The following is a 26274-nucleotide window of genomic DNA, read 5'->3' on the forward strand; positions in this document are numbered from 1 at the left end:
CGATGCCTGTCGCGCCCAGAACCGCTGCATACTTCTGGGCGAAATGCATCAAGCAGCGCGCCGGGCGCGCTGCCGGGCAGCCCTGTCCAGCAAGGCGAAGAAGGTGGCGAATTGGCGCTCGGGATCGAGTTCCGGGCGCTGCGAGAACGTGAGCGCGGCTTCCGAGACTCGCTCATATTCCTCGCGATCGTTCCACAGCCGCCTGAGCGCCGTGACCCAGTCCTCGAGCGGCGCGTCATAGTCCAGCACGACGCCGCCGGAGCCGATCGCTTCGGGCAGTCCGCCGCGCCGCGAGCCGACGACGGGAATACCGCTGCAATGGGCCTCCGAGGCAACGCGACCCCACGCCTCTTCCCATTTGCTCGGCGCCAGCAGGATCCTGGTGCGGCCGTAGAGAGTCTTCATGTCGTCGGTGCGGTTTTCGAGCTTGATATTGGAGAACGGCGCGATCGTTTCCGCGATGCGGGCGCGGTGATCGTCATCCAGCTTCCAGCTCTCGACGAACAGGAAAGGGATCTCCCTGCAGGCGGCCGCGATCCGGACCGCCAGCTCGAAACCCTTTTCCTCGTAGGGATTGATAAAGGTGACGTACTCGCCCGTCGTCGGCGTGCTGTAAGAGGCCGGATTGATCGTCGGCGGGATTACCGTGGAATCGATGCCAAACTCGCGCTTGTAAGTGCGCGCCGTGAACTCGGAATTGGCGATGTAAGACGCCGAGTTCAGCTCGCGCAGATCGCCCCCGAGTTCATGGAATTCAACATTCCTGAGATAGACCACCAGCGGCACGCCCTCGGCCTCCAGCGCCTTGCCGAGCGGAACCGATTTGTGACACTGCACGACCGCTACGTCCGGCTGCAGCTTCTTTACGGCAAAGGCGGCCGCTTCCCAGGGGAACCAGGCGCGCACCACCGGATAGCCGGGGAAATTGTCGATGACGGCGCGCTGACCGAGGAGCTTCATCTTGGCGCGCGCCTTGTATCCGAACATGCCCTGGCCGAACAAGGCCGCAAGCACCGATGCCTCATGACCGTGTTCGATCAATTGCTCCGCCAGATGATGGGTGCTCGACTGGACGCCGCCGCTGAATTGCGGCGGATAGCCGTTTCCGCCTGCGAAGAGAACTTTCATGGTTCGGCTCCTTGTCACATTTTCTTGGCCAGTTTTCCTGGCTTGCCGGCAAGCATACCGGCGGGCAGTGTCAGGCAGTCTGCTGCTCGAGATTGGCGAACGGATTGGTGCATGGATGCCAGCCGGTGAAGCGGATCGGATCATTGGGCGAGCTGCGCCAGGCATAATCGGTCAGCATGTGGAACTCGGCGATGACCCAGCGCTCGAAATTGCCGACATCCTGCTGCTTGCGCCTGGGCAGCAATTCGCGCGCCCTGTCGAGCCTCACGGTCTCCAAAAGCGTCACCGCGTCCGCCAGCTTTTCGCTCGGGAATATCCACGGGTTGCGGTTGCGGAATTCGAGCACGAATTGCTGCAGGTGCTCGATGCGCATGTTGAGCGGGCCGAAGTATTTCTCGAGCGTGAGGCGGACCAGATCCTCATCCGAGAAGGACGATACGGCCGCAGCGGCGATGCCGGTCGAAGCAATGCCGCCGGCAACAACGGCCAATGCGGTGCGTCGCGTGATCTTCATCGACCCCTCCTTCATGCCAGCCGGCTCGCCGCCCGCAGCGAAAGCGCCGCGGCGGTCAGGCTTGGGTTGGCGCAGGAACAGCTCGGATAGGTGCTGGTACCGACGACGACGAGGTTCCGGAGCTGGTGGTGGATCATGTCGCGGTCGACCACCGAGTCGGCGGGGCCGGTGCCCATCCGCAAGGTGCCCTGCACATGCGATTCGGTCGGCCTTATGCCGCGATCGAATATCTGCTCGACCGGAAGAGGGTTGAGCAGCGCCGGCAGCCTCTCGAGCGCCTTGGCCATGCCCTTGGTTGCATAGTCGGAGGCTCCCTTGAAGCTGACGAAAGCGTTCTCGTTCTTGTCGAGGATCACCCGGTTTTCCGGGTCGAGCAGGTTTTCGGTGACAATGACCAGCGGCAGCGCCTGCCGCAGCCGCCCCTTCTCGGCTCGCATGCCGTGCTGCCAGCGGTTCTCGAAATAGACCAGCGCCGCCGCGTGCTCGGCGCGATGCGGGCCGTCATAGAGGCCGAAATTCAAGCCGGTGGTGATGGTGCTGCCGTCGAAATTGTCGACGCCGTCGAGATAGACCTCGTAGTTCCAGCCATAGGATTCGTGCAGGCCGAGCCCGACGAATTCGCCGCCGAGCCCCGAGCGCAACATGATTGCAGGGCTCTGGATGGCGTTGGCGCCAAGGATGACGAGTTCGCCGCTGACCGAATATTCCTTGCCGTCGCGCAGGAAGGCAACCGAACGCACCGAGCCGGCTGAATGGTCGAGCCGCCGCACTTCGGCGCCCAAGCAAACCGACACGTCCGCGTGCTGGAAGACGTGCATCAAACCATTGTTGGCGGTGAACTTGGCGTCGGCCGGACACAGCCAGCATCTGAGGTTGGCGCAGCATGAGTTGCGCTGCGCCGTCGCGACGCGGGCGCGGGCGGTCGGCATGACGAAATGCTGCTCCGGCTGCGCCGCCTTCATCATCCGGTCCGGCGTCGACATGCGGTGCGGCGGCTGCGGAAACGGCCGCGAACGCGGCAGCATCCGGGCCATGTCGGGGTCGCCGGAGATCGACATGACCTCCTCGGCGTCGCAGTAGAACGGCTCCAGCTCGTCATAGCTGATCGGCCAGTCGTTGCCGACGCCGTATGTGCTCTTCAGCCTGAAGTCGTTGGGATGGAAACGCGGCGTCTGCGCGAACCAGCAGTTGGTGCCACCGCCGAGGCCGATCGTGTAGTTCCACGGCTTGTCGGCATTGTCGGTCTTATAAGTGCTCTCGTCGTCTATGTCGGTGTTGGCGTTCTGGTCAAGCTGCCATTCATGCGTGTTGTGGCGGCCCCATTCCAGCACCAAGACCCGGGCTTTGCGCCGCTTCAGGAACTCATGCAGGAAAAAGGCTGAACCGAACCCGGAACCGATGACGACGAGGTCGAAATGCTCGTTGGCGATTTGTTCGGGCTGAACGTCCATCACCATCAGATCGAATCTCCCGAAACGCGCACGATCATTATCGACCCTCCATCATTGTCGGTCCGACTGTCCGTTCGCCGGAGCCATGCGGCGGGAGCCGGCGGCGGACACTGTCATGCCGCCATCCTGCCGATCGAGTGGTATTCGATGCCGTAGCGGGCGATGACCTTCGGGTCGTAGAGGTTGCGGCCGTCGAAGATGACCGGTGTCGACAGCGCGTCCTTGAGCGCGTCGAAGGAGGGAGCCCTGAAGCTCTTCCATTCGGTACAGATGAGAAGCGCGTCGGCGCCGCGCAGGGCCGCTTCCTTGGTGCCGCACAAGAGAAGGTCCTCGCGCTGGCCGTAGATGGCCTGGCACTCCTGCATGGCCTCCGGATCGTAAGCCTGCACCTTGGCGCCGGCGGCCCAAAGCGCCTCCATCAGCGTGCGCGACGGAGCCTCGCGCATGTCGTCGGTGTTCGGCTTGAAGGCCAGGCCCCACAGCGCAAATGTCTTGCCCTTGAGGGCGCCCTGGAAATAGCGGTTGACCTTGTCGAACAGCACCGATTTCTGCGCGTTGTTGCGCTCTTCGACGGCGCGCAGCAGCTTGGCGTCGAACTTGACGCCCTCGGCGGTCTTGATCAGCGCGCGTACATCCTTCGGGAAGCAGGAGCCGCCATAGCCCAGGCCGGGATAGATGAAATGGTAGCCGATGCGCGGATCGCTGCCGATGCCCTTGCGCACCTCCTCTATGTCGGCGCCCAATTGCTCGGCGAGGTTCGCCATCTCGTTCATGAAGCTGATCTTGGTCGCCAGCATGCAGTTGGCCGCATACTTTGTGAACTCGGCGCTGCGGACATCCATCACAATCATCTTCTCGTGGTTGCGGTTGAACGGCGCGTAAAGCTCGCGCATCACCGCCTCGGTGTCCTCGCTCGACGTCCCGACGATGATGCGGTCCGGCTTCATGCAGTCGGCGACCGCCGAGCCTTCCTTGAGGAATTCCGGATTCGAAGCAACGTCGAAGGTCAGGTCCTCGCGGCCGCGCGCCTTCAGCGTCTGGGCGACCCTTTCCTTGATCTTCTCGCAGGTGCCGACCGGCACGGTGGACTTGCCGACGACAATCTTGGGCGCGTCCATCTCGCGGCCGATGGCCTCGGCGACGGCAAGCACGTATTTCAGGTCGGCCGAGCCATCCTCGCCAGGGGGCGTGCCGACCGCGATCATCTGGATCTGGCCATGCTTGACCGCCGCGGCCGCGTCGGTGGTGAAGCGGATGCGGCCGGCGGCGTGGTTCTCCTTGACGAGAGCTTCCAGTCCGGGCTCGAAAATCGGGATGAAGCCCTGGTTGAGCCGGTCCACCTTCGCTTCGTCGATGTCGACGCACACCACCTCGTGCCCGACTTCCGCAAGCACCGCGGCCTGGACGAGACCGACATAGCCAATTCCAAACACCGTCAAATTCATTTGGTTCTATTCCTGTTTAAGGCCGGGCCGCAAAGACGGCCCGGCCAGTTAAGATGTCCCCCAGGCCCATGAGGCCTAGATATTCGGCATGATCCGCATCCCAAAACCAGTTCCTACTTTGGGGGACATGCCTAGTTGCTGTTGGTTATGGTGCATGCCAGCGACTCCGGGAACTGGCACGGCTGGCCGAGCGCTGTGAAAGCGATGCGCTTGACCTGCATGGTCACCTTGCGGCCGGGATCGGCGAAGGCGCCCATCCAGTTGGTCAGTTTGTCGCTGCCCCACAAGCTGAAGAATATTTTTTGCGGATTGGTCGGCAATTCGTCCGGGTTGGTCACCTCGTTGACCAGCTTGCCGTTGACATACCAGCGCAGCCGGTCCTTCTCCCAGACGAAGCCATAGTCGTTGAAGCCTTTATCGGCGCCGCCTTCGACGTCGACCAGCTTGCCGTTCTTCGGCTTGCCTTGGATGTAGCTGTTCACCTGGACTTTGGTCGGATCCTTGGTGAGGACCTCGAAGTCGATCTCGTCCCAGGGCTTTTTGTCCTGCGGTCCGATATAGGTGAAAAAGGCGGCGTTGAGGCCGGATCCGGTATCGGTCTTCATCCGCGCCTCATAGACGCCGTAGCCATAGCGCTGCTTGGTCTGGACCTCGGCGCAGGCGAACTCGCGATCCTTCAGCTTGCGCTTTTCGAAGCTCAGCGACAGCACGCCGTCCGAAAGCCGGACAAGGTCCTTCGACCATGTGCAGTTCTGATGATTGCCGTTGCTCCAGCCGTCGGAGACGAACCAGCGCGAACGGTCGAAATTCGAAAAATTGTCGACGAAGGACGGCGCGCTCTGCATCTCCTCGGCATGCACCGAATGGGGTGGTGCCACAATGGCGGCTGCGGCCGCAAGCAACGCGCCGGCGAGCCAGAGCTTAAGCGTCTTCGACCTGTTCGAATTCGCGCGCGGCATGCTGCAAGCAGCCGCGGTGGAGGTGTCGTTCGGATATGCGTTCATGACAAACTTACCTTTGTGCTGTCCGCCCCAACCCAAAGTCATTCCTAGCCCGCCTCCAGAGAGCCGCTTCTAATCCTCCGCCTCTTACTCCTCAAATGTTTTGCAGCTATGACAGCGCCTGGAAGCGCTGTCAGCCTCTGCCCGCAGACCTTGCCTGTGCGGCCTGCGAACCGGGTTGCCCGACACCATCTTCGACAATCGCGTCGAGCGAGTGACGCAGTTCCTTCATCAGACCTTTCTGACGCGTGAGTTCGGCGATGCGCCGCTCGTAATTCAGGATCGCGCCGGTCATCGTGTTGACATCCGACGACTTGTCTGTCGACGCGGAGCCGTTCTCCATTGCCTCGACCAGGAAAGCGGCGTTGGTCGCCGTCGACCGATAGCGGTTCTCCAGCCCGGTCTTTTCCGCTTCGATCTCGGCAGAGATCTGGTCGAACAGCTTCGCCAGACGGTCGAGCCGCTGGAGATCGGTCTGCCGGTCACGAGCCGGATCCCTGGATCTGAAGCCAAAAATCGAAGCCATTCGATCGGCCTTTCGAAATTGCTGCACCGCAGCATAGCTTGCCATTCTCGGGGCAAGTAGGCAACCTCGTAGTTTCGGAAAGCGGATTTTTTTGGGAACGGCGCCCGCGCTGACCGCCTTTGTCGGATCATTCCGTCGCGGCACTTGTTGCCGGCAACAGGATGCGCATCGGCGGCACCTGCTGCTTCGCAGCAATGCCGGCGCGGCGGAGCAAGGCGTCCAGCTTGTCGGCCGCCACGCCGCGAACGATCGGGATCAGATTGGACTGGCTGGCCAAGGCATAGGCGGCGGCCGATGCCAGGCCGCGCTCCGCCTTCACGTCAAGGAAATTCCGTAGCCGGTATTTGTCGCGCACATGGCGCTCGTGGCGCCGCAACGCGGCCTTCGAGCCCTCCGGCAGGTTGCCCAGCGCCAGCAAGGCCAGGTCGGCATCGGCAAGCCGCTTCAGATCCTGCGTCCTGTGGCGGCCGCTCAGCGAATCGGCGCGAACGATCGCACCATAGCCGCAGGTCTTGATGATCTTGAAACGCGCGCCGCGGGCGACCGCGCGCGCATAGAGCTCGTAGTCCTCACCGAGCCGCAGGTTTTCATCGTAGCTCAGCCCGTGACGATCGAGGAACGCCCGGCTGATCACCGGCTTGAGGAAGCCCAGTTCGCCGCGCAGCACGCGGCGACGGGAAATGTTGCCTTCGATGAAACGCTCGAAGTCGAGGAATTGTGGTTCTGGCGCGAAGGAGGGAGCCGCGACCTTGGTGGGGTCGGTCGCGGCATCGTCCCTGATCAGCATGATGTTGTCCGCCGCGAAATCCCAGTCGGGGCTGGCAAACAGCCGGCGGAAACGCCCTTCGAGGAAGAAATCGTCGGCGTCGAGGATGCTGATGAAAGGCGAAACGGAAGCCTTGATCGCGGCGTTGCGCGCAAAGGACGGACCATGGTTGACGTCGAGACGCATCACCTTGAGCCGGCCGCTGCCATCATCGGCGGCGCGCGCCACATTCTGTGTGTCGTCGGTGGAGGCGTCGTCGACCACGACGACTTCCGCCACCTCCGGCTCGCGCAGAGCCGAAGCGATGGCGACCGGTATGGTCCGCGCCGCGTTGCGGGCGGCGATGATGACGCAGACCCTTGGGGTCGTCACGGCCATGATTCACCTTTCGATTGCGTGAGTGACAGCCCGCCTATGAATGCAAAACCGATCTTCATGCGTTGCCCCGCACCGGCGCGGCCGCGGCCGGCCGCTCGAAGATCCGCCGGCTGAGATCGGCGGAAGCCGCCCAGCCGGCCTCAGTCAGATAGCGCACGGGCTCGCGACCGCAGAGCTCCCACAGCACCGTCCGCCGCTGCGGCCAGCGCAACGAGGACAGCCAGGGCGCGATCACCATGTGGAAGAGGTCGGCATTGTCGATGCGCGCCAGGATCCGGGTGGCGCGGTCCGAAAGCAGCGTGCCGGTACCGCCAAGCAGAACATCGGCCGCGCGCAAAGCAAGCAGCAGCGTGTCGGCGAGGCCCTGCTCAGCGGCATGGTCGAGCAGTTTCTGCTGCTCGGCTTCGTTCAGCCGGCCGGCCGCGGCTCTGACGTCGCAGACATAGCCGGCGCAGGGCTCGCGGTTGAAGAAGGCTTTGGCGACGCTGATGCAGGACAAGAGCAACGTGTCGGACGCCGATATCAGGGGCATGGAGGCGCCCGCAACCTTGACCTCGCGCTTGCGGCGCAGGAAGCCGTCGATGTCGCGCGGGCTCGGCGAGCCCGGCTGCTGCAGCCGATAATGGAGATCGACCGTTGCGGCCCGCACGCCATCGTCGCGGACCATGTGCTGCTCGCCGAGGAAACGCACCCACCAGACCGACCGGGACTTGCCGGCGACCTCGTAGCCGGCCGAGCGAAGGGCTTCGCGGGCGGCAGCGAAGCCGGACGGGCAAACCAGAATATCGACGTCGCCGGACGGCTTCATGAAATGGTCGCCGTAGAGCAGTTGCTGCTGGAGCGGTCCCTTCAGGAAGACGAAGTCGATCTGCCTGTCCTGCAACACCTGATGGATGGCGATCGAATCGCCGATGGAGGCGGCATTCATCGACATGGTACGCCGGCGATACCCATCGAGCCATGCGAGCAATTCGGGAGGCGTCGGGCCGGTGGCCCCATGCGAGAGAGCCTTGAGCAAAAAGACCGCGACCTTGTTCAACCTCGCAATGTCGGTAACGTCGGCCACGCAGATTGCCGGAGCCGGCATACCGCCATGGTCGACTGCTCGCACTGTTGGATTGAAGAACAGCCGCAGACAGGCCTGCACATAGGCGACTTCGTCGGCACTGCCGGCCGCACGCAGCCTGTCGTAAGAAGCGTCCTGCACGGCCATGCCCGTTGTCGTCTCTCCGCAAAACCGCCCGCGGCGGCGTTTATACCGCAACTGCGAAGAAAAGCATCGCCAAAAAATCAGGAGCGCCATCCAGCGCCTTCCCAAGCCGCCTCGCGCCTGCAACCTGAGCGTTCATATCCGCTCATCGCCGATCACTTTTGAAGACAAATCCGGCGGCGGCGAAGTGAGCCGGCAATCTGCTATTTTCTGAAGTGTTTTCATCGCAATTCCCACATAGCCACTTAAGCTCACGAATTTACCTCAATCAAATCATATGCTTACTTAGACGGCAAAAAGGCGATGTTGAACGTTCGAGTGGTGTTCGCCCGAGATGCAAAAAGCCGACGGTGTCATCACCGACGCAGGCATGCGCAACCAAGAATTGATTACTGCCTGGTAAATCAGGCTTGACTCATAAATGTTGCCGTGCAGCAATTGCAATGCAGCATAGCAATATGCTGGCGGCATTCCGACGCCGCTTCCAGTCTTAATTGGAGAATAGAATGGAACAGAATGTTGAAAAGCAAGAGTACGAGACCCCAAGCCTGACGGTTCACGGTTCGATCGAAACGATCACGCAGGGTGCCTCCGGGACCACGGCGCTTGACGCGGCATTTCCCGCGCACACACCGGTCGGTGAGCTCACCTTCTCCTGAGCTTGCAGCGCCCGGAGTTGTCGCAGTTGGGGCTCCGGGCGTTCTCTTTCTTCAAACGGTGAACCGGGGCCCTGTCCTGGGCTCCCTGAGGATCGCAGGCAACCGATCCCGGTCGAGGTCACGCAAGCGTTCAACAATGAGGTTTTAGGATGCACTGGAACCCATCGAACCATGACCGCGTGGTCGCGAGCGGCGATGCCGTGGCTTGTGAATTCGGCAACGGACTGGCGCTGCTCCATCTTAAATCCAACATCTACTACAGCCTGAACGGCGTCGGCGCCTACATTTGGGAGCTGATCCAGGAGCCACGACCGATCCCCGACATAACAAGCGCGGTGCTCGCCCGCTATGATGTCGATACAGAACGCTGCAAGGCCGATGTCGAGGGCTTGCTCAAGGGACTGATCGAAGCCGGGCTTGCGAGGTTCCACCATGAGGAACTGGCCTAGGGTCCTCTCGCTTAGCGGGCTGGAGGCGCTGTTTCTGGCGCGCTGCCTGGCAGTGGTCAGCCTCGTGCGGCTGGGGCTTACGCTTTCGTCCTATAATCGCATGCGCGCTCTGGTGACTCGACTGGAAGCGAGGAATGACGCTGCCATCGCCGATCTGCGGCGCGTCGCATGGGGCGTTGCCGCTGCTGCGCGATACGTGCCGGGCGCCAGCTGCCTTACCCAGGCGCTCGCCGGACAGTATCTGCTTGCCCGCCAGGGCAAGGCCTCCACGATCAGCATCGGCATCGCGCGCGACCCCGGCGCCGATCTCAAGGCGCATGCCTGGCTGATCAGCGGCGACCACATCGTGCTTGGCGGCTCCATCAACGGCTTTGCCCATCTTGTCGATCACGGACACTAGGCGATGAGCGGCGTCGCCGGAATTCTGCTCAGACAGGATGGCAGCCCAGCGGAGGCGGCCGACATCCAGCAGATGCTGGCGCGCATGCGCCACCGGGCGCGCGACGGCAGCTCATGGTGGACGGACAGACACGCAGCACTAGGCCATGCCTGGCTCAACACGACCGGCGAGCAGGGCCCTGGGCCGCTGACAATGGCCGGCGGCAAGCTCGCCATTACGGCCGATTGCCGGCTGGACAACCGCGAGGAGCTTCTGGCGCAACTTGGCGTGTGCGACCGATCGGCCGCCGACGCCATGCTGCTGATGCAGGCCTATCTCAAATGGGGCGAGGCCTGTCCGACCTACCTGCAAGGCGATTTCGCCTTCGCGGTCTGGGACGCCGAGCGCCGGGCGCTGTTTTGCGCGCGCGACCATTTCGGCGTCAAACCTTTCTACTACCACTGCGCCGACAGGCGCTTTGCCTTCGCCTCGGAGATCGGCCCACTTCTGGCGCTGGATGGTGTCGGCAGGGCTCTCAGCGAGCATCAGATTTCCGGCTTTCTCGCCGGCCTGCCGGACGATCCACGATCCACGCTCTATGCCGAGATCTTTCGCTTGCCCGCTCGGCACAGCATGACGGTGACCAACAATCAGGTCGTGCTGAGCCGCTACTGGGAGATTGAGCCGTCACAAAGGCCGCCGCGTTCGGATGCGGCGGACGAGTTCCTGCATCTTTTCGCGCGATCGGTTGAAAACCGGATGCGGGGCACTCCGTCCGTCGGTGCCATGCTGAGTGGTGGGCTCGATTCGTCCTCGATCGCCTGCATGGCCGGACTTCAAGCTGCGGCGACGCAGAAGCCGAAGCTCAAAACTTTCTCGCTGGTGTTCGAGAGGGGGTCTTCGATGGACGAGCGGCCCTTCATCGATGCAGTGCTGGAGCAATATGGGCTCGACGGCACCCTGATCGCGGTCGGCGACTATGCGCCCTTCGCCGAGTTTGATCGCATTCTGGGGGAACAGGAAGGGACCTTCCTGGCGCCCGGTCTGTCCTTGACCCGCAGCGTCTATCGCACCGCGAGCGCCAAGGGCGTCACAGTGCTTCTCGACGGCCACGGCGGTGACGAGGTCGTATCGCAAGGTCATGGGCATCTGCATGAGCTCGCCCATCGCGGCAGGTGGCTGGAGCTGTGGCGCGAGCTGCACAGTGCCGCCAACACCTATGGCGACGGGATGCTGCCTCTTTACTTCAAGTTCCTCGCCGCCTACGGGCCGGCCTGGCGGATTGCCAGGATGAGGGCGAAGGCCAGGCGCCTTCTCGGAAAACTGCGGCGCAGACGCTTCGATGCACCGCGCGCGGCGTGGGCAGGACTGGTCAATCCGGAGCTTGCCAGGCGTACCGATCTCGCCGAACGTTTCCATTGCGCGGCCTATATGCCCGCCTATGTCAGCACCAGCGAAGCGCTCACCCATCGCTGGCTTCTGTCCACCGGGCTGGTGCCCCATGCTTTCGAGGTTCTCGACAAGGCCGCCGCCAACTTCGCCATCGAACCGCGCTATCCGTTCTGGGACAAGCCGCTGGTCGAATTCTGCCTGGCACTGCCGGGCGAGGAAAAGCTGCGCAACGGCTTCGGCCGCCATGTGCTGCGCCGGGCGATGGAAGGCGTGCTGCCGCCGGCGGTGCAGTGGCGGCGCGACAAGATCGATTTCACCGCCAACCTGGTCAAAGGCATGATCGTCAACCATCGCGATCTCCTGGACCGGCTGCTGGTGTCGGACAACGACTTGATCGCGCCTTATGTCAATCTGCCCGAGGTGAACGCGGTCTATGCGCGCATGCTGCAGCGGCCCGAGCAGGCGACGCTGCCCGACGTCCAGCATATCTGGCGTTCGGCCTCACTGTCGCTATGGCTGCGGCAGGTCCAACAGCATGGAAGCCCTGCATGAACTCTCCAGCCGCTTCTCTTGCCGCGAGGCCCGGCTCCGCCATCGAAGCGGCCCCTCGAAACGGGCGTGCCCGTCGGTTCTACAAGGCGTACGGCCTGACGATCGGGTCGGAGGTGGCTTTGCCGGAACTGGAACCGACCGCGCCGGCAACACCGGACATCGAGATCGCTGTTGGGCCGATCGATTTTCCGGAGGCTGCATTGGCGAACGCCGCGGCCTTTCGCTTCGAGCCGACACGCAAGTACCTGTCCTGGCAAGCCGTCGGCACTTTCCTGATCAGCGATGCCTCCCGGATCGATGTCGATCCGGCGCCGGGCGTCGATGATCCGCTGCTTGCCTTCCCACTTTTGGGTCCGGTGCTGGCGCTCACGCTGCATCAGCGTGGCCTGCTCGTCCTCCACGCCAGCGCGATCGCCGTTGGCGGGCAAAGCGTGATCTTCATGGGCGACAAGGGTGCCGGCAAGTCGACCACGGCGGGCGCGATGATCCGCGCCGGTCACCTTCTGCTTACCGACGATGTCGTGGCGCTGGACCTGTCCGATCCTTCACGGCCGATGATCCTGCCCGGCTTTCCGCAGCTCAAGCTTGCAGCGGATGCCGCGAACGCCATCAGGATCGGCCGAGCGGAGGTGCGGCCGCAGGTGCATCCGCAGATCGAGAAGGCGCAGCATCGGCTGCGAGATGGATTCTCCGGCGTAGCCGTGCCGGCGGCCCGGATCTATGTGCTGGGGCGCGACGGGCAGGCGGCGATCACGCCGCTAAAGGGCACCGCCGCCCTGCCGGCGATCATCAAGTTCTCCTATGTCACTCGGTTCGGCCGGCAGGCGCTGGTCGGCGATTTCGCGTCCACGCTTCTCGAACAAAGCGCGCAGCTGGCCGGCCGGATCGGCGTCAGCCGGCTCGAAGTGCCGGCAGGCCTGGAGCGGATCGACGAGGCCGTCGCCGTGATCGAGCGCGATCTAGCCGTCGGCGCGCGGGCAAAGTGAGCAGCAGCATGGCGTGGTCCTCGAAACTTCGCCTGACACTTTTGCGGGACGTGGCCGGCTTCGGTGGTGTCATGGCGCATATCGGCGGGCAGCGCACGCTGACGGCGCTTGCTTTCCTGGTGCTCGGGAGTCTGACCGAGGGCCTTTCGATCCTGCTTTTGATCCCGCTCTTCCATCTGATCGGCAGTGCCGACCAGGATTTCGCCGTGCGCGTACCGGGCGCCTTGCGCTGGCTGGTGCCGGGCGGGACGCTCTCGCTGGCGACGGTGCTCTGCCTGCTCGTCGCTCTGGTGGCGCTGCAGGCTATGTTCAACCGCTTCAAGTCGCTCTACATGGCGCGGCTGCTCTACGACTTCATCAACCGGGTGCGCATGAACCTGTTCGAGAGCATCGGCAAGGCGCGCTGGGGTGTCTTCACCCGCATGCGCAGCTCCGATCTCGACCACGCGCTGACCGGCGACATCGACCGCGTTCAGGCCGCAGCCTTCTCGCTGCTGATGCTTGCCCAGACGGCGCTGCTGCTTGCCGGCTATCTCGTGGTGTCGGTGTTCATCTCGCCGGTGATGACGTGCTTCGCGATCCTGATCGGCGTGCTCTTGTTCATCGCGCTGCAGCCCTTTCGCGCGCGCGCCACCGCCTACGGTCGCGTGCTGACCGGCAGCCGCCAGGACCAATACCGCACGGTGTCGGAGTTCCTCGGCGGCATCAAGGTGGCCAAGAGCCTGAATGTCGAGACGAGCTATTTCGCGCAGCTCCGCGCGACGCTGGACAAGATGAAGGCGGACAATGTCGCCTATGTCCGCAACAGCACCATCGGCACCGCGCTGTTCCAGGTCGCGAGCGTGATCGGGCTCAGCCTGTTCATCTACATCGCGCTGGTCCGCTTCCATCTCTCCCTTGCGGAAATCGTCGTGCTGCTCCTGGTCTTCATGCGGGTCGCGCCCCGCTTCATGGACATGCAGGTGCAGGCGCAGCAGATGCTGATCAACCTGCCGGCCTACACCGCCATGCAGGCCCTGCAGGCGCGCTTCGATGCCGAGCGCGAGATGGAGCCCGGCGATGCCGCGCCGAACGCAAGGCTGTCGCTCGACAGGGGCCTCGATATCCGCGACGTCTCGTTCGCCTATGGCGACGGCGATGGAAGGCCGGTGGTGAGCGGCATTAGCTTCGGCCTTCCCGCCGGCGAGGTGACGGCGCTGATCGGCCCGTCCGGTTCGGGCAAGAGCACGATCGCCGACATGCTGCTTGGGCTGCTCGAGCCGAGCCAGGGCAAGATCCTGGCGGACGGTGTCGAGATCACCGCGCAAAACCGCAGGGCCTGGCGCGGCCAGGTGGCCTATGTGCCGCAGGACGTGTTTCTGTTGCACGACACCATTGGCGCCAATCTGCGCCTGGCGGCGCCGCAGGCCGGCGACGAGGAGCTTTGGGCTGCGCTGCGCAAGGCTCATGCGGCCGACTTCGTCGAGCGGCTCGACGGGAGGCTCGAAACGGTGGTGGGCGATCGCGGCGTCAGGCTTTCCGGCGGCGAACGTCAGCGCATCGCGCTGGCACGGGCGCTGCTGCGCGAACCCTCGCTGCTCATCCTCGACGAGGCGACGAGCGCGCTCGACTGGCAGAATCAGTCGCTGATCGCTCAATCGATCGAGGAATTGCGCGGCAAGATGACTATCCTCACCATCGCGCATCGGCCGTCGATGATCGCCTTTGCCGACTGGGTCGTGGCCATCGAGGGCGGCCGCATCGTCGAGGTCGGGCAATATCAGCGGCTGAAAGCAAAGTCGGGCAGCCGGCTGGCCAGGATGCTCACCGGCGAACGGGCCGAACGGGAAACGGCAACATTGGCCGACAATACGCCGCCCCCGGCGCCGGCTGAAAGATCAGCGGAGGCTGCCGCGCCGGGCGGTTAGCTTTTCGCCATCGGGCACCTTGATGCCGCGGTCGGCCTGCCGCGCCTTGTCGGCGGGTATCGGCCCGCTCCTTGCGATCATGGCGAACACCAGAACGAAGTACCCCACCTGAATGACGACAGCGCAAATCACGGCGCGCATGATGATGGTGCCAAGCGATTCGCCGTCGAGCCAGGACCAGCCGACTACAACAGCGAGCGTGAATATCATCCCGACGATGAACTTTGGCAAAGACATGCTCGTCGGCCCGTCAACCGGCACGCGCAAGCAAAAGCTGTGGTCTACCCACCGGCGTAACTCCCCGTTCCGCCAGAGAGCTATTTCTGGCTGCCCAATCAGGCCGGTTGCTTCCGGCCTTTCCGACCCATCCAGACTATGACAGCAACAGTTTGCCACTCTATTAAGGCGAGACCTTTGCGGCAAGGCCAAATGCACATGAAGCCAAGGGTTTCGCGGCATCGACTCTGCCATGCTGCGGCGCACACCCCTGCATCGCCACCTATTCACTATAGCGAAATCCTCGACAGTAGAACCCGAAACATTAACCAGTATTTAATGCGAAGAACTTACCTGAGCGAGTGATTCCTACGACATGCAACCGTCGTTCGTCTGCAGCAAAGAATGCATTGCCCAAAATCAGCCCAAAAGCTGTACTACATCTCCCAAAAAACGTCTCACCTTGTCATAAACATGCCACAAAGGCCAAAATTTGGGCAGGGCAGGTTTATTATTTGATCAATTCATGACGGGAACATTTCACGCGAATGGGAAATTGTGTGTTGCGCTGCAGCATTTTTTTGGTATCGTGCCGTAAACCATCCGTTCAACGTATGGAGCTTTTGCATGAGGGACGTCGCCAAGCCGGCTAATGCGGGTTTTTCGCAGGCCGGCATTGATTTTCCACCCCCCATCGGCGGTCTGCTCAAACGCAGTTTCGATATCGTCGGTTCCCTGGCGGGTCTGGTCCTGCTCAGCCCGCTTTTCCTGATGGTCGCCCTGCTGGTCAAGCTTTCCGACCGCGGCCCGATTTTCTACGGCCACAAGCGGATCGGTCGCGGCGGAAGGATTTTTGCCTGCCTCAAATTCCGCACCATGGTGCAGGATGGCGAGAAGGTGCTCGCCGCGCACCTGGCCGCCAATCCGGATGCCGCCGCCGAATGGGCGGCGACGCGCAAGCTGAAGGACGATCCGCGCGTGACGCGTGTCGGCGCGGTGCTGCGGAAGCTCAGCCTCGACGAGCTGCCGCAAATCATCAACATCCTGCAGGGCGACATGAGCCTGGTCGGGCCCCGCCCTGTTGTACGCGACGAGCTCGAGATCTACGGCAGCGCCGCAGTCTATTATCTGAAGTCGCGCCCGGGCCTCACTGGGCTGTGGCAGGTGAGCGGGCGCAACGACGTGTCCTACGACACGCGCGTCGCCTTCGATCGCCACTATGTCGAGAACTGGTCGATGGTCGAGGACATTCGCATCATCGTCAAAACCGTGCCTGCCGTGTGGATGGCGCGCGGCAGCTATTGACCGCCAGGCCTGTCCCGCCAATCTCGGGACAGGCGTCCGGCAGTAATCTCATCGGGCGGATGGGGCTAACGCGGATCGGAAACGTTCATTGAAAAACCACCCCCTCGGACTCCTTTCCAAGGCGCCCAGCCGGTTTGCGGCCGTGGCGCTTGCCCTGTCTCTTGCGATTCCCACCATGGCGGTGGCTGGAGACTATCGTCTCGGGCCGCAGGACAAGCTCAACATCCGCATTGCCGAGTGGCAGACGGTCGACGGCACGTTCCGCGACTGGTCATCCATCAACGGCGACTATTCGGTCGGCCCCGCCGGCACGCTCTCGGTACCGTTCGTCGGCGAGATACAGGCGGCCGGCAAGACGACCTCGGAGATCGCTGCCGCGATCGGTCTCGCGCTGCAGCGCAAGCTGGCACTGCCCGACAAGCCTGAAGCCTCGGTCGAGATGGCGCAGTTCCGGCCATTCTACATTTCGGGCGAAGTGCAGAACCCTGGCCAGTTCCCCTACGTGCCGGACCTTACGGTACTGAAGGCGGTGAGCATCGCCGGCGGCATCCGGCGCAACGCCGATTACGGCCCTCAGCTCGGCAAGGACCTGGTCACCGCCAAGGGCAGTTTCGATATCTATGACGACCAGCGGCTGCGGTTGATCATAAAGCGTGCCCGCATCGACGCAGACCTTGCCGGCAAGACGAGCTTCGAGATTCCGAAGGAAGCTGCGGACGACCCGAGAACGCAGGCCATCGTTGCCGACGAAATGCAGATCCTCACGGCCGACCAGAAGGCGCTGAAGCTGAAGCTGGACGCGCTTGATGACCTGAAAGGCGTGCTCGAAGGCGAGATCGAATCGCTGCAGAAGAAAATCGCCAACCAGCAGCAGCAGGTGGATCTGGCGCAGCAGCAGCTCACCAGCATCGGTCCGTTAGCCCAGAAGGGCCTTGTCGCCAATGCGCGACTGCTCGATTCGAAACAGTCGGTGGCGGACCTGCAGGGCAAGATCCTGGATTATGAGACGGCCATCCTCACCGCCAAGCAATCGATCAGCAAAGCTGATCAGGACGCCATCGATGCCCGCAACACGCTCAATTCCAACCTGGCCGCGAGCCGGCAGCAGGCCGAGGCCGACCTGAACGAGGCGACGCTGAGGACTGCCATGCAGAAGGGCCTGATCGCCGCGGCCTCGGATCCCGCAATGGCGGCTGCCATAACAGGGGGCCAGGAACCGGCCCTGCTGTATTCGCTGGTGCGTGTCGCCGACGGCAAGACCAGCGAGATCGACGCCAAGGAAGACACGCCGGTGCTGCCGGGCGACGTCATCAAGGTGAAGCTGGCGCCGAGTGCCGGCGGCCCACCCATGGCCAGCCAGTAGCCGGGCGCCCGGGCCTCGCTCAGCGCGGTCCGCGGGAGGAACAAGTCAGGCTCGTTCGCACCAAGGTGCGGGCGAGCAATCTGTTTGGACCGCTTGAAGGCATAGAATGCAGCCTGCCGCTCCGCGTCACGTCTACCTCAACCTCGACGCCATCCGCGGCGTGGCGGCGATCAGCGTGATGCTCTATCACTTCTCGCCGTTCCTGGCCGACGGCAAAGTGCTGCCGTCGAGCTATCTTGCGGTCGACCTGTTCTTCCTGCTCAGCGGCTTCGTCATCGCCCACGCTTACGACCGCAAGATCGAGAACGGCATGGGCTTCGGCACCTTCCTGGCCATCCGCCTGATACGCCTCTACCCGCTCTACCTCGCCGGCACGTTGCTCGGCTGCTTCTATCTGCTGATCAAGAACAGGCTGATTGCGACGGAATACATGCCGTTGTCGGAGATCGGCACGCAGCTCACGACAGGCATGCTCTTCATTCCGCTGGTCGGCGATGCCTACCATACGATCTTTCCGCTCAATCCCGCTTCGTGGTCGCTGTTCTTCGAGCTGATCGTCAACATCGCCTATGCCGCCGTCTTCTTACTGCTGTCGAAACGTGTGCTGACGGTGCTGGTGGCTGTCAGCCTGGTGCTGCTGATCGTCGCCTCGGCACTTGCCGGCACGCTCGATTTCGGCATGACCGGCAAGACCATCATCAGCGGGCTGCCGCGCGTCTGGTTCTCCTTCTTCCTCGGCGTGCTGCTCTGCCGGTCGATGGCGCGCTACCAGGATGGCCTCGGCTTTCTGCGGCGCGGCTGGTGGGTCGAGGCCGCGATCCTGCTTACGCTGATCGTCTTCGCCATCGCGCCTGCGGGTGCTGCCGGGCGTGTCGCTTACGACCTCGCCTCTATCGCCGTCGTTTTCCCGCTCATGGTGGTGACCGGCGCGGTGGCGCCGACCGCGCCGCGACTGGCTAGCTTCTATGGCTGGCTGGGGCGGGTCTCCTACCCGATCTACATCATCCACACGCCGCTGCTGATGATCATCGCCGGGGCCGGCAAGGCGGCGTCGGTCGACCCGTTCGCGCATCATCCCTGGTTCGGCATCGTCATGGCCGCTGCGGTTATCGTCATCGCCGACATTGCCACCCGCATCTATGACGAGCCGGTGCGCCGCTTCCTGCAGCGGCAAATGCAGCGCTCGCGAGCCGTGGCCTAAAGCGCGTCGCAATCTTTCAGATTTGCTCCGCGCTCTTTTAGGTTGGTCTTACGCATGTCTTTGACCCGAAATCGGTTCTCGCTTTCGTGGGACATGCTTTAACTCCTCGACGCGACCGAGGCGAAAACCGCGATCAGACCGGCGCCGGCATGTGGCCGTTGGCCGGCTTTTCATCCTGGACAGGAATGGCAACCCGCCGTCGCCGGGCAACCGGCAGCGGGTTCAGCTTGAACAGGCCATAATAGACGATGAAGGAGGCCATGAAGTAAGGGCCGAGGATCTCGACCTCGAAGAAGGAGCGGATCAGCATCAGCCCGACGGCGCCGGCGAGCACCACCGAATCGGCGCTCCAGACCCCGAACACCACCTTCGAGATATGGCCGTAGAAGGCGCGCAGGATGATCAGCGCCAGCATGGTGACGCCGACGAAGCCGATCTCGACCAGGGTCTCGATATAGGTGTTGTGGAAATGGAAGCCGGTGCGGGTCGTGATGTAGAACTCGGCCCACAACCGTTCCGGATCGGCGAACCCTTGCACCCAGTAGGCGGCATAGCCGTAGCCGAGCAGCGGGTGCAGCTGCGCCGCCTCCCAACCCTGCTGCCAGAGATAGGTGCGGCCGGTCAGCGTCGAATCCTTGCCGAAGATGCCGAGCACGACGTCCAGCAGGCCGAGGTTCAGCGCGGCCACCACGCCGGCTACCAACGCGCCGCCGCCGACCACGAACAGCACGCGGCGGTAGCGCCGCGACAGGACCCTGCTCATGGTGAGCAAGATGACGATGCCGAGCACCGCCGGCAGCGAGGCGACGGATGTCGCCGAGTGGGAGATTGCCAGCATGTATGCCGACATCAGGATGATCGGCGCGGTCCAGAAGAAGCTCAGCCAGTTGCGCCGGTAAAACATCAGGAAGACGAAAGACAAAAAGATGCCGAACGACGAGAAGAACCCGACCTGGTTCTTGGAGGCGAAGGCGCCGACGAAATTGAAAGTGCCGTCCATTATGTCCAGCGCGTAAGCGTTGACTTTCAGCGAGTAGAGCAGGACGACGAATATCCCGATCAGCGATCCCAGGACCAGCGTCCGCACGCTGATGGTGCGGGCCGCGATATAGGCACAGACGATATGCGAGGAATATTGCACCGCCGCACGCGCGCTGATGCCGGCGGCCTGCGACCAGAAGACCGACAGGCAGACATAGGTCGCGAAGAGTATCGGCAGCCAAGCGTTTGAGAGCTTCCAGGTGAAACGCCGGTAGTCGACGAAGAACAGCGGCAGCCAGACCGCGTAATAGGCGAGGATCAGGACCTGACCGAAATTGCTGGAATAGGCAAAGGCAAGAACGGAAACCGCGACGGCAAAGGCGCCATAGGCCTTGTTTGCCTCCGGATCGAGCAGAATGGATTTTGGAATCTTCATGCCGGATTTTTCGTCCGTTCAGCCTTGGAGCAATTCCAGGAAAAGTGTGTGACTGTCTTTCGTCGGGAATTGCGTAAACACAGTTAGCGCGGTTCAGTGTCTGATAGCCGGCACGAGCCGACGTTCGGCCCTACCGGGTTCATTGTGCACTGCAGCATAATCTATCGCCCTATCGCCGGTGGCTCAACCGGAAATGTTGCCACGGGCAAAGAGGCGTTATCACAGGCATATTGCACAGCGAAAAGGCCGGAATGGGGCGGCCTGTTGCTCGTTGGCGGATGATCCTTCCCGAAAATCGATTTCGATTATCGGCTCATGCGAGAACAGGTCCCCGAGCATCACCACCGAGCGCGAGCTCTTCCTGCAGTTCTTCCAGCACCGCGCGGAGGTGTAGCTGGAGGCTGCCATGGTAATGCGGTCGTTGCAATGAGATAGGACAACCGCCTACGCTGTGAGGAGTCTATTGCGCCGGAGAGAGACGAATGGGCAAACCGCGAATCTTCCTGGGCTCGTCAGGAAAACAGAAGAAGCTGTTGCAGGCGCTGCAGCGTGGCCTTGAAGATATTGCCAATGTCGAACCTTGGACGACATCCTTCAATCCCGGGACGACAACACTGGGGCGTCTCCTCGAGCTGACGCGCGAGGTCGACTTCGCCGCTTTCGTGTTCGCCCAGGACGACTGGACGAGCGCGAGCCAGCCGGAATCGACCACCACTGTTCCCGCCCAGGCTTCTCCGCGAGACAATGTGGTTTTCGAGGCCGGCCTGTTCGGCGGGGTTCTCGGCATGCGCCGGACCTTCATCCTGCATGCGAATGGTGCCAAGCTTCCCAGCGATCTGCTCGGCCTGACGTCGGTACGCTACGGCGAGGCAGCGACCGCCGCGGAGACCAGAGCGATCAATCAAAAACTGCGAAATGCCATCGAAAATGAGGGGCGAGTCGCCCGCATAGAGGGGTTTTGGTGGCAGTTCTCCCTGTCAGAGCGCACAGCAAGGGAGCCTTCCGCGGTCAGTCTGCTCAGGATCTCGCGGGACCGCAACGGCGCACTGGAGCTGAACGGCCGCTCATGGCAAGAGAATGGCAGCCTGTCAGCCAGATACTGGAGCGAGGCGTCGAAGGAGAAAGGAGAGTCTTCGGGCATCTTCTACTACTGGAACGGGGAACGGCCGTTAGACGCCAACGCGCCGCAGCTGCACGGGACAGGCGAAATCCGGCTGGAATCCGCCGAGCGCGCGTCCGGATATTTCACGACACGTTCGGACACGAATCCGGAGGTGAATGCGCGAACGTCCGGCGTCTATCTGCGCGCCGATCCGCAGGACTTAACCATCCTGGACGGGAACGACAATCAGCGGCGCGTGGAGTTGATCGCAGAACGGCTAAGTCACTGGAAGTCGATCAAGAATGTCTGACGACAGTGCTGGCAGTCGCGGCGAAGGCGCCGGCGCTTGACGAACGGACCGTTCGGCTCAACAGATTGTCGGGAACGTCTCGATCCCGGAACATTTGGCGGATGCAGGCTGGGGCACTGACCGACTATACCATAAGGCTGTTCGAGCGCGGCTATATCTGCCTGCCGCTTCGTGCCGGCGGCAAGCATCTCGACCTCGCGGCCATGGAGTATGATCCGTTGCACCTGCGGACGTTGCGCAAGGACCTGAAGGAACTGGCGTTCACCTCCATCACCTTCCAACTGGCGCAGAAGCCGCCGGGCCGCAGCGACATCGCGCGCTGGTTTGGCGACTTTGCCGGCAATGTCGGCATATTGGGTGGATTTGCGAACCTGATGATCCTCGATTTCGATGACGACGCCGGCTACCGTGCCTGGCGGTCCGGTCACAAGGCAATTGCGAACGGCACGCCAATAGCAAAATCGCCGAGCGGATTTCATGTCTATCTAAGAACGCGGGAACCGGTGGTCTCTTCCAGCCTCCATTTCGGCTTGCGCCGGGTGGGTCACGCGAAGGCGCTGGGCGGTTATGTCGTGGGCTGCCCATCGGAGCTGAAGGACGGCTCCTCCTACAGCTGGATCGAAGGCCACTCGCCATTCGACATGGAACCTCAGGTGGTGGGCAATCTTGACAGTCTTTCGCTGCGCCCCGTGTCGGTGCTCAAGCATTGCTATGACCGCCTGCTCAAGCGTGGCTTCTTCGAACAGCAATGAGCGGCTCACCTGTGGCGGCTGACATTACCGTCGTTATCCCGGCAAGAAATGCGGCTGCAACCATCGAAGCGGCAGTCGGCAGTCTGGCTTCCGACAGAGCGGTCATCCGCGAGATTCTCGTGATCGACGACGGGTCGAACGACCAGACAGCTGCGATGGCGAGGCAAAGCGCGCAACGTCATGGCTTGCCTCTGGAGGTGGTGAGCGTTCGACTGCGCAAAGCGGGCGCCGCGCGCAATGTCGGACTCGAGCGGGCAAGCGGCACATCCATATTCTTTCTCGATGCCGACGACGAGGTGATGCCCGGCAGCCTGTCGCGGCTGAGCGCGGCGCTGGCAGGCCGGCCTCGCGCCGGCCTTGCCGTCGGGGCCAGCATACGGCGCACAAAAGGCCGGCCGGACAAGCTCAAGGCACCGCAGGGCTACGTCCCGGACAGGCGAGAGAATGTGCGGCGCTACCTTCGCAACGAAGTGTGGCCAATCGCGATGGGAAGCGCCCTGGTCGCCGGCTGGGCGACCGCAAACCTCCGCTTTCCGGAAACGATCGGCCTCGATGAGGACACCTGCTACTGGACCGCCGTGCTGGCCCGTGCCGACGTGGTTACCGTCGAGACCCCGGTGCTGCTCTACCACCATGACGAAGAACGTATGGCGCGCCGCTTCATCACGGCACCGCGCAGTACCTTCCTTGCCATAGCGCTGGAACTGAACGGGCTGGCTGCCGCCGGGGTCGAACGGGAGGCGTTGCAGTGGCGCAAGGCCTGGATAGCTCAGCGGATCGCCCGACAGTTGATCAGGCACCGCAAGTTCGCCGATGCTGGCGGCATGATGCGCGCGGTCCGAGCGCATAAGGAGCTGGGCCGCAGTTGGAAGGCGATGCGATATCTGGCCAGGATCCGCATCGGGCGACTGACCGAGACTGAGGCTAGGATGTCGCCAATGCCCAATTCAGCGACGTCGCGCCGCACGCTGATCATATGCCACGACCCGCCGTTTCCGCCAAGGTCCGGCGCCGATCTCCGGAATTTCGGCAACGCCACGGCGGCAACCGCGTTCGGCCCGGTCTGCCTGGCCTCGCTCCTGCCGCCAAGCAGCGACGTCCAACCTGCCGAGCCGGACATTCGCGTGACCGAGCTCATGAACAAGTCCGAACCGCGAGCGCCTTCGCTCGCCCGCTGGAGGGCCAAGGGCGAGAGCCGGATACCGCTCCCGGCGTTGGCGCGGCTCAAGGCGCTCGTAGCGGATTTTCGCCCGGATACTATTGTCGTCGAAGGCGTTGGTCTGTTCAGATTTCTCGCTCCGTTGCGGCCGATGGTCCGGCAACTCGTTCTGGACATGCACAATGTCGAATCGGATCTCGCCGGTCAGTTGCCGCGCAAGAAGCGTTGGCGGCCGTTTTCCTCAGACCTCAGGGCGCTTGAGAGAAAGGCGGCTGCCATCGTCGACCGTATCTGGGTGTGCTCGCAACGGGACCGTCAGCGGCTGGAGGCGTTTGTCCGGCTGCAAGTCCCCGTCCACATCGTGCCAAACGGCATCCCGCGAGCGGACGAGCTGCCGCGGCTACTGCCGCTGCAGCGAGCCGTCTCGGATGCGTTTCCGCTCATCCTTTATGTTGGCCATCTGAGCTATCAGCCGAACGTCGACGCCGCCGAGCGGCTGGGGCATACCATTTTGCCCCGCATTCGCCAGACGCTGCCGACCGCGAAGCTCGTTCTTGCCGGCCGTTCGCCCGCGTCGCGCGTTCGCGCCCTGGCAGGACTGGATGGGGTCAGTCTGGTCGAGGATCCGGACGATATCAGACCTCTATTGTCCGTTGCCCATCTCAGCATCGTCCCGCTCGCCATGGGCGGCGGCACGCGGATCAAGATCCTCGAAGCAATGGCCTGGGGGGTCCCGGTCATTGCAACGCCGCTGGCAGCCGAGGGTCTCGACCTGATCGAGGGCGACGAGGTGCATCTGTCGGACACCGACGAGGGATTGGCCGACATGGCGGTCAGACTTTGTTCCGACCATGCGCGCATGGCCAGCCTTCGCGCCCGGGCCCACGACGCCGCATGGTCGCGGTTCGGGCCGCAAGCGATCCGCGAGGCCGTCGGTCAGGGCCTGGGCCTGGATGGCACCCGCGTCGACGCCGACTGTGACCAAGTTCAAGCCGTGAGCCGCGGATGATCCCGAAAATCCTGCACCAGACGTGGAAGACCGACATCGTCCCACCCCGTTTCCAAGGCTATGTCGACAGCTGGAAGCGGCATCATCCGGACTGGACGATGATGTTCTGGAACGATCGGACTTTGCTCGAGTTCGTGGCCGCACACTATCCCAGCTTCCTGCCGACCTTTTGCAGCTACGAGTATGGTATCCTGCGCGCCGACGCGGGCCGCTATCTGCTTCTCCACCATTTCGGCGGCGTCTATGCCGATATCGATTGCGAATGCGTGGCGCCGTTCGATCCGCTCCTGGGCGAGGATCGGATCGTGTTCTGCACGGAGCCGGACGCCCACGCACGCGTGCAGGCGGACTTTCGCGGATTGCCTTACCTTCTGTTCAACGGGACCATGGCCAGCCCGCCGGGGCACCCGTTCTGGCTTCATTTGCTGTCGTTCCTGCCCGGGCTCGTCCGCGCAAAACAGGCGATCGACGCCACCGGGCCGTGCGTGCTTACCTCCGCGCAACTCGGCTATCCTGACCAGACGGCGTTTGCGATCCATCCGGCCGAGTTGTACTCGCCTCTCGATTCGTCGGGAAAGCGGGCGGGCAGCGGCGGCATGACGTTGTCGATCCACCACTGGGCGGGCACATGGTGGACGCCGGAGAGGCCCACCCGGTTGCGGCATAGGCTGCGCAAGTTGATCTACCAGGCCCGACACCGCCTGACGCGCGGGACTGTTTCCGATGAGCAAGCCGCCCGGCAAAGCGTCAGCCAAGCGGCCATCGCGGCGCCGCCGCCATTGGGATCCAACCTCGCCGTGCTGGTGCCGCTGCGCGATGCGGCCCAACACATAGAGCCATTCCTCGCCGCGTTGCGGCAGCTCGACTTCCCAAGAGACAAGATGAAGCTCGTCTTTTGCGAAGGCGACAGTTCAGATGGCAGCTGGGAGCGGTTGCAAGGCGCCACTGCAGCCCTGGGCAAGGACTATCGCGATGTCGTGCTGCTGCGGAAAAAACTCGGCACCGAGCTTGACCGCGACAAGCGAGCGAACCGGCAGCTGCAACGCTTCAGGCGCAGCGGCATCGCCAAGGTGCGTAACCATCTGATCGATCATGGGCTGAGAGACGAGGACGACTGGGCGCTGTGGATCGACATCGATGTCTGGCGTTTTCCAGCGGACGTCGTGACCCGGCTGATTGCAAGGGGGCACCGCATCGTCGCGCCGCACTGCGTGAAAGTCCCAGGCGGCGACAGCTTCGACCTCAACAGTTTCGTCACTGTGCGGCACAACAGAGATCATAACTACTTCCGCCATGTTCACGACGGTCTCTATCAGCCTCCGCGGCACACACATGCAAGGCTGCATATGAGCGATGTCCGCCACCTCGACAGCATCGGCCTGGACGGTGTCGGCGGCACCATGCTCTTGGTCGATGCCGCCTTGCATCGCGGCGGCCTTCGCTTTCCGGAGATCCCCTATCGCGACCTGATCGAGACCGAGGGTTTCGGTGCCCTGGCGAACGATCTCGGCATCAGGCCGATCGGACTGCCGCGGCTGGAGATACAGCACGTCCCCTGGTGAGGCCCCGCCTTTCCCAGTTTCCCTCCAGAAACAGCCGGCCGCGAAGGGCAGCCTTCCAGCATCGCAACCGAATTCGCCGGACGCTCGACCGCTGAACGGCCGACGGCCGGCCAGTCACCGCGCCCATGCCGCGCT

General features: G+C 63.0%; 24 protein-coding genes. 14 read left to right on the forward strand and 10 right to left on the reverse strand.

Going from position 1 to position 26274, the window contains the following annotated elements; genetic code table 11:
• Positions 1–48 precede the first annotated feature (48 nt).
• From EOD29_RS21315 to EOD29_RS21350, 8 genes are all read right to left on the reverse strand, one after another.
• Positions 49–1128, reverse strand: a complete 1080-nt coding sequence (locus EOD29_RS21315; protein ID WP_067324233.1) for a glycosyltransferase — start codon at positions 1126–1128, stop codon at positions 49–51.
• Between the two features lie 70 nt (positions 1129–1198).
• Positions 1199–1642, reverse strand: a complete 444-nt coding sequence (locus EOD29_RS21320; protein ID WP_095824415.1) for a hypothetical protein — start codon at positions 1640–1642, stop codon at positions 1199–1201.
• An 11-nt stretch (positions 1643–1653) separates the two neighbouring features.
• Positions 1654–3099, reverse strand: coding sequence for a GMC family oxidoreductase (locus EOD29_RS21325; protein ID WP_095799211.1), 1446 nt, complete (start codon positions 3097–3099; stop codon positions 1654–1656).
• Between the two features lie 107 nt (positions 3100–3206).
• Positions 3207–4538 carry a UDP-glucose/GDP-mannose dehydrogenase family protein gene (locus EOD29_RS21330; RefSeq protein ID WP_127247753.1) on the reverse strand — a complete coding sequence of 444 codons (1332 nt, stop codon included), beginning with the start codon at positions 4536–4538 and terminating at the stop codon, positions 3207–3209.
• A 131-nt stretch (positions 4539–4669) separates the two neighbouring features.
• Complete coding sequence (locus tag EOD29_RS21335; RefSeq protein ID WP_067324228.1) at positions 4670–5542, reverse strand: glycoside hydrolase family 16 protein; 873 nt, start codon at positions 5540–5542, stop codon at positions 4670–4672.
• A gap of 130 nt (positions 5543–5672) precedes the next feature.
• On the reverse strand, positions 5673–6065 hold the full coding sequence (locus EOD29_RS21340; RefSeq protein ID WP_095799465.1) for a hypothetical protein: 393 nt from the start codon (positions 6063–6065) through the stop codon (positions 5673–5675).
• 127 nt (positions 6066–6192) lie between these two features.
• Complete coding sequence (locus EOD29_RS21345; RefSeq protein ID WP_127247755.1) at positions 6193–7209, reverse strand: glycosyltransferase; 1017 nt, start codon at positions 7207–7209, stop codon at positions 6193–6195.
• 55 nt (positions 7210–7264) lie between these two features.
• The gene (locus EOD29_RS21350; RefSeq protein WP_095824330.1) at positions 7265–8422 is read right to left on the reverse strand and encodes a nucleotidyltransferase family protein; all 1158 of its coding nucleotides are present in this window, start codon (positions 8420–8422) and stop codon (positions 7265–7267) included.
• On the opposite strand from EOD29_RS21350, the gene EOD29_RS21355 reads away from it, so the two are divergent.
• The 7 genes from EOD29_RS21355 to EOD29_RS21385 all read left to right on the forward strand — a co-directional run bounded on the left by EOD29_RS21355 (position 8421) and on the right by EOD29_RS21385 (position 14743).
• Positions 8421–8633 carry a hypothetical protein gene (locus EOD29_RS21355; RefSeq protein WP_127215155.1) on the forward strand — a complete coding sequence of 71 codons (213 nt, stop codon included), beginning with the start codon at positions 8421–8423 and terminating at the stop codon, positions 8631–8633. The genes EOD29_RS21350 and EOD29_RS21355 overlap by 2 nt on opposite strands.
• Positions 8634–8925: 292 nt before the next feature.
• Positions 8926–9078, forward strand: a complete 153-nt coding sequence (locus tag EOD29_RS21360) for a lasso peptide (protein WP_082953851.1) — start codon at positions 8926–8928, stop codon at positions 9076–9078.
• 149 nt (positions 9079–9227) lie between these two features.
• Complete coding sequence (locus EOD29_RS21365; RefSeq protein ID WP_067003437.1) at positions 9228–9527, forward strand: PqqD family protein; 300 nt, start codon at positions 9228–9230, stop codon at positions 9525–9527.
• The gene (locus EOD29_RS21370) at positions 9511–9927 is read left to right on the forward strand and encodes a lasso peptide biosynthesis B2 protein (protein ID WP_067324224.1); all 417 of its coding nucleotides are present in this window, start codon (positions 9511–9513) and stop codon (positions 9925–9927) included. Before EOD29_RS21365 ends, EOD29_RS21370 begins: the two co-directional genes overlap by 17 nt.
• Before the next feature lie 3 nt (positions 9928–9930).
• Positions 9931–11850, forward strand: coding sequence for a lasso peptide isopeptide bond-forming cyclase (locus tag EOD29_RS21375; protein ID WP_127247757.1), 1920 nt, complete (start codon positions 9931–9933; stop codon positions 11848–11850).
• Positions 11847–12836 carry a serine kinase gene (locus tag EOD29_RS21380; RefSeq protein ID WP_127247759.1) on the forward strand — a complete coding sequence of 330 codons (990 nt, stop codon included), beginning with the start codon at positions 11847–11849 and terminating at the stop codon, positions 12834–12836. The genes EOD29_RS21375 and EOD29_RS21380 overlap by 4 nt, the downstream gene beginning before the upstream one ends.
• An 8-nt stretch (positions 12837–12844) precedes the next feature.
• Entirely contained in the window at positions 12845–14743 is a 1899-nt protein-coding gene (locus tag EOD29_RS21385) for an ABC transporter ATP-binding protein (RefSeq protein WP_127247761.1), read from the forward strand.
• Here the strand turns inward: EOD29_RS21385 and EOD29_RS21390 are convergent.
• Positions 14714–14980 (reverse strand): exopolysaccharide production repressor exox, encoded by a 267-nt coding sequence (locus EOD29_RS21390; RefSeq protein WP_067003432.1) that lies wholly within the window; start codon positions 14978–14980, stop codon positions 14714–14716. The two genes, EOD29_RS21385 and EOD29_RS21390, sit on opposite strands and share 30 nt — an antisense overlap.
• Positions 14981–15586: 606 nt before the next feature.
• Between EOD29_RS21390 and EOD29_RS21395 the strand changes: the two genes are divergently transcribed.
• The 3 genes from EOD29_RS21395 (at position 15587) to EOD29_RS21405 (ending at position 18828) form a co-directional block, all read left to right on the forward strand.
• Positions 15587–16264 (forward strand): sugar transferase, encoded by a 678-nt coding sequence (locus tag EOD29_RS21395; RefSeq protein WP_067003431.1) that lies wholly within the window; start codon positions 15587–15589, stop codon positions 16262–16264.
• Between the two features lie 175 nt (positions 16265–16439).
• Positions 16440–17627: a polysaccharide biosynthesis/export family protein gene (locus tag EOD29_RS21400; protein ID WP_127247916.1), complete on the forward strand. Its 1188-nt coding sequence runs from the start codon at positions 16440–16442 to the stop codon at positions 17625–17627.
• Between the two features lie 106 nt (positions 17628–17733).
• Complete coding sequence (locus EOD29_RS21405) at positions 17734–18828, forward strand: acyltransferase (RefSeq protein WP_127247763.1); 1095 nt, start codon at positions 17734–17736, stop codon at positions 18826–18828.
• A 133-nt stretch (positions 18829–18961) separates the two neighbouring features.
• Here the strand turns inward: EOD29_RS21405 and EOD29_RS21410 are convergent, their stop codons facing one another.
• Positions 18962–20245, reverse strand: a complete 1284-nt coding sequence (locus tag EOD29_RS21410; protein ID WP_095777019.1) for an O-antigen ligase — start codon at positions 20243–20245, stop codon at positions 18962–18964.
• Positions 20246–20727: 482 nt separating this feature from the next.
• Here EOD29_RS21410 and EOD29_RS21415 point away from each other — a divergent pair, with 482 nt between their 5' ends.
• From EOD29_RS21415 to EOD29_RS21430, 4 genes are all read left to right on the forward strand, one after another.
• Complete coding sequence (locus EOD29_RS21415) at positions 20728–21657, forward strand: TIR domain-containing protein (protein ID WP_127247765.1); 930 nt, start codon at positions 20728–20730, stop codon at positions 21655–21657.
• Between the two features lie 101 nt (positions 21658–21758).
• On the forward strand, positions 21759–22409 hold the full coding sequence (locus EOD29_RS21420) for a bifunctional DNA primase/polymerase (RefSeq protein ID WP_127247767.1): 651 nt from the start codon (positions 21759–21761) through the stop codon (positions 22407–22409).
• A complete protein-coding gene (locus tag EOD29_RS21425) occupies positions 22406–24577 on the forward strand; it encodes a glycosyltransferase (RefSeq protein WP_127247769.1) in 2172 nt (723 codons plus the stop codon). Before EOD29_RS21420 ends, EOD29_RS21425 begins: the two co-directional genes overlap by 4 nt.
• A complete protein-coding gene (locus tag EOD29_RS21430) occupies positions 24574–26139 on the forward strand; it encodes a glycosyltransferase (RefSeq protein ID WP_127247771.1) in 1566 nt (521 codons plus the stop codon). The genes EOD29_RS21425 and EOD29_RS21430 overlap by 4 nt, the downstream gene beginning before the upstream one ends.
• Positions 26140–26274: the final 135 nt, after the last annotated feature.

The sequence above is a fragment of the Mesorhizobium sp. M1A.T.Ca.IN.004.03.1.1 genome (genome assembly GCF_003997555.1).
Classification (GTDB): Bacteria; Pseudomonadota; Alphaproteobacteria; order Rhizobiales; family Rhizobiaceae; genus Mesorhizobium.

Bases quoted from the DNA above. Each gene is read 5' to 3' on its own strand.
- EOD29_RS21315 (WP_067324233.1), bottom strand. From the start codon at position 1,128: ATGAAAGTTCTCTTCGCAGGCGGAAACGGCTATCCGCCGCAATTCAGC.
- EOD29_RS21320 (WP_095824415.1), bottom strand. From the start codon at position 1,642: ATGAAGATCACGCGACGCACCGCATTGGCCGTTGTTGCCGGCGGCATT.
- EOD29_RS21325 (WP_095799211.1), bottom strand. From the start codon at position 3,099: ATGGTGATGGACGTTCAGCCCGAACAAATCGCCAACGAGCATTTCGAC.
- EOD29_RS21330 (WP_127247753.1), bottom strand. From the start codon at position 4,538: ATGAATTTGACGGTGTTTGGAATTGGCTATGTCGGTCTCGTCCAGGCC.
- EOD29_RS21335 (WP_067324228.1), bottom strand. From the start codon at position 5,542: ATGAACGCATATCCGAACGACACCTCCACCGCGGCTGCTTGCAGCATG.
- EOD29_RS21340 (WP_095799465.1), bottom strand. From the start codon at position 6,065: ATGGCTTCGATTTTTGGCTTCAGATCCAGGGATCCGGCTCGTGACCGG.
- EOD29_RS21345 (WP_127247755.1), bottom strand. From the start codon at position 7,209: ATGGCCGTGACGACCCCAAGGGTCTGCGTCATCATCGCCGCCCGCAAC.
- EOD29_RS21355 (WP_127215155.1), top strand. From the start codon at position 8,421: ATGCCCGTTGTCGTCTCTCCGCAAAACCGCCCGCGGCGGCGTTTATAC.
- EOD29_RS21350 (WP_095824330.1), bottom strand. From the start codon at position 8,422: ATGGCCGTGCAGGACGCTTCTTACGACAGGCTGCGTGCGGCCGGCAGT.
- EOD29_RS21360 (WP_082953851.1), top strand. From the start codon at position 8,926: ATGGAACAGAATGTTGAAAAGCAAGAGTACGAGACCCCAAGCCTGACG.
- EOD29_RS21365 (WP_067003437.1), top strand. From the start codon at position 9,228: ATGCACTGGAACCCATCGAACCATGACCGCGTGGTCGCGAGCGGCGAT.
- EOD29_RS21370 (WP_067324224.1), top strand. From the start codon at position 9,511: ATGAGGAACTGGCCTAGGGTCCTCTCGCTTAGCGGGCTGGAGGCGCTG.
- EOD29_RS21375 (WP_127247757.1), top strand. From the start codon at position 9,931: ATGAGCGGCGTCGCCGGAATTCTGCTCAGACAGGATGGCAGCCCAGCG.
- EOD29_RS21380 (WP_127247759.1), top strand. From the start codon at position 11,847: ATGAACTCTCCAGCCGCTTCTCTTGCCGCGAGGCCCGGCTCCGCCATC.
- EOD29_RS21385 (WP_127247761.1), top strand. From the start codon at position 12,845: ATGGCGTGGTCCTCGAAACTTCGCCTGACACTTTTGCGGGACGTGGCC.
- EOD29_RS21390 (WP_067003432.1), bottom strand. From the start codon at position 14,980: ATGTCTTTGCCAAAGTTCATCGTCGGGATGATATTCACGCTCGCTGTT.
- EOD29_RS21395 (WP_067003431.1), top strand. From the start codon at position 15,587: ATGAGGGACGTCGCCAAGCCGGCTAATGCGGGTTTTTCGCAGGCCGGC.
- EOD29_RS21400 (WP_127247916.1), top strand. From the start codon at position 16,440: ATGGCGGTGGCTGGAGACTATCGTCTCGGGCCGCAGGACAAGCTCAAC.
- EOD29_RS21405 (WP_127247763.1), top strand. From the start codon at position 17,734: ATGCAGCCTGCCGCTCCGCGTCACGTCTACCTCAACCTCGACGCCATC.
- EOD29_RS21410 (WP_095777019.1), bottom strand. From the start codon at position 20,245: ATGAAGATTCCAAAATCCATTCTGCTCGATCCGGAGGCAAACAAGGCC.
- EOD29_RS21415 (WP_127247765.1), top strand. From the start codon at position 20,728: ATGGGCAAACCGCGAATCTTCCTGGGCTCGTCAGGAAAACAGAAGAAG.
- EOD29_RS21420 (WP_127247767.1), top strand. From the start codon at position 21,759: ATGCAGGCTGGGGCACTGACCGACTATACCATAAGGCTGTTCGAGCGC.
- EOD29_RS21425 (WP_127247769.1), top strand. From the start codon at position 22,406: ATGAGCGGCTCACCTGTGGCGGCTGACATTACCGTCGTTATCCCGGCA.
- EOD29_RS21430 (WP_127247771.1), top strand. From the start codon at position 24,574: ATGATCCCGAAAATCCTGCACCAGACGTGGAAGACCGACATCGTCCCA.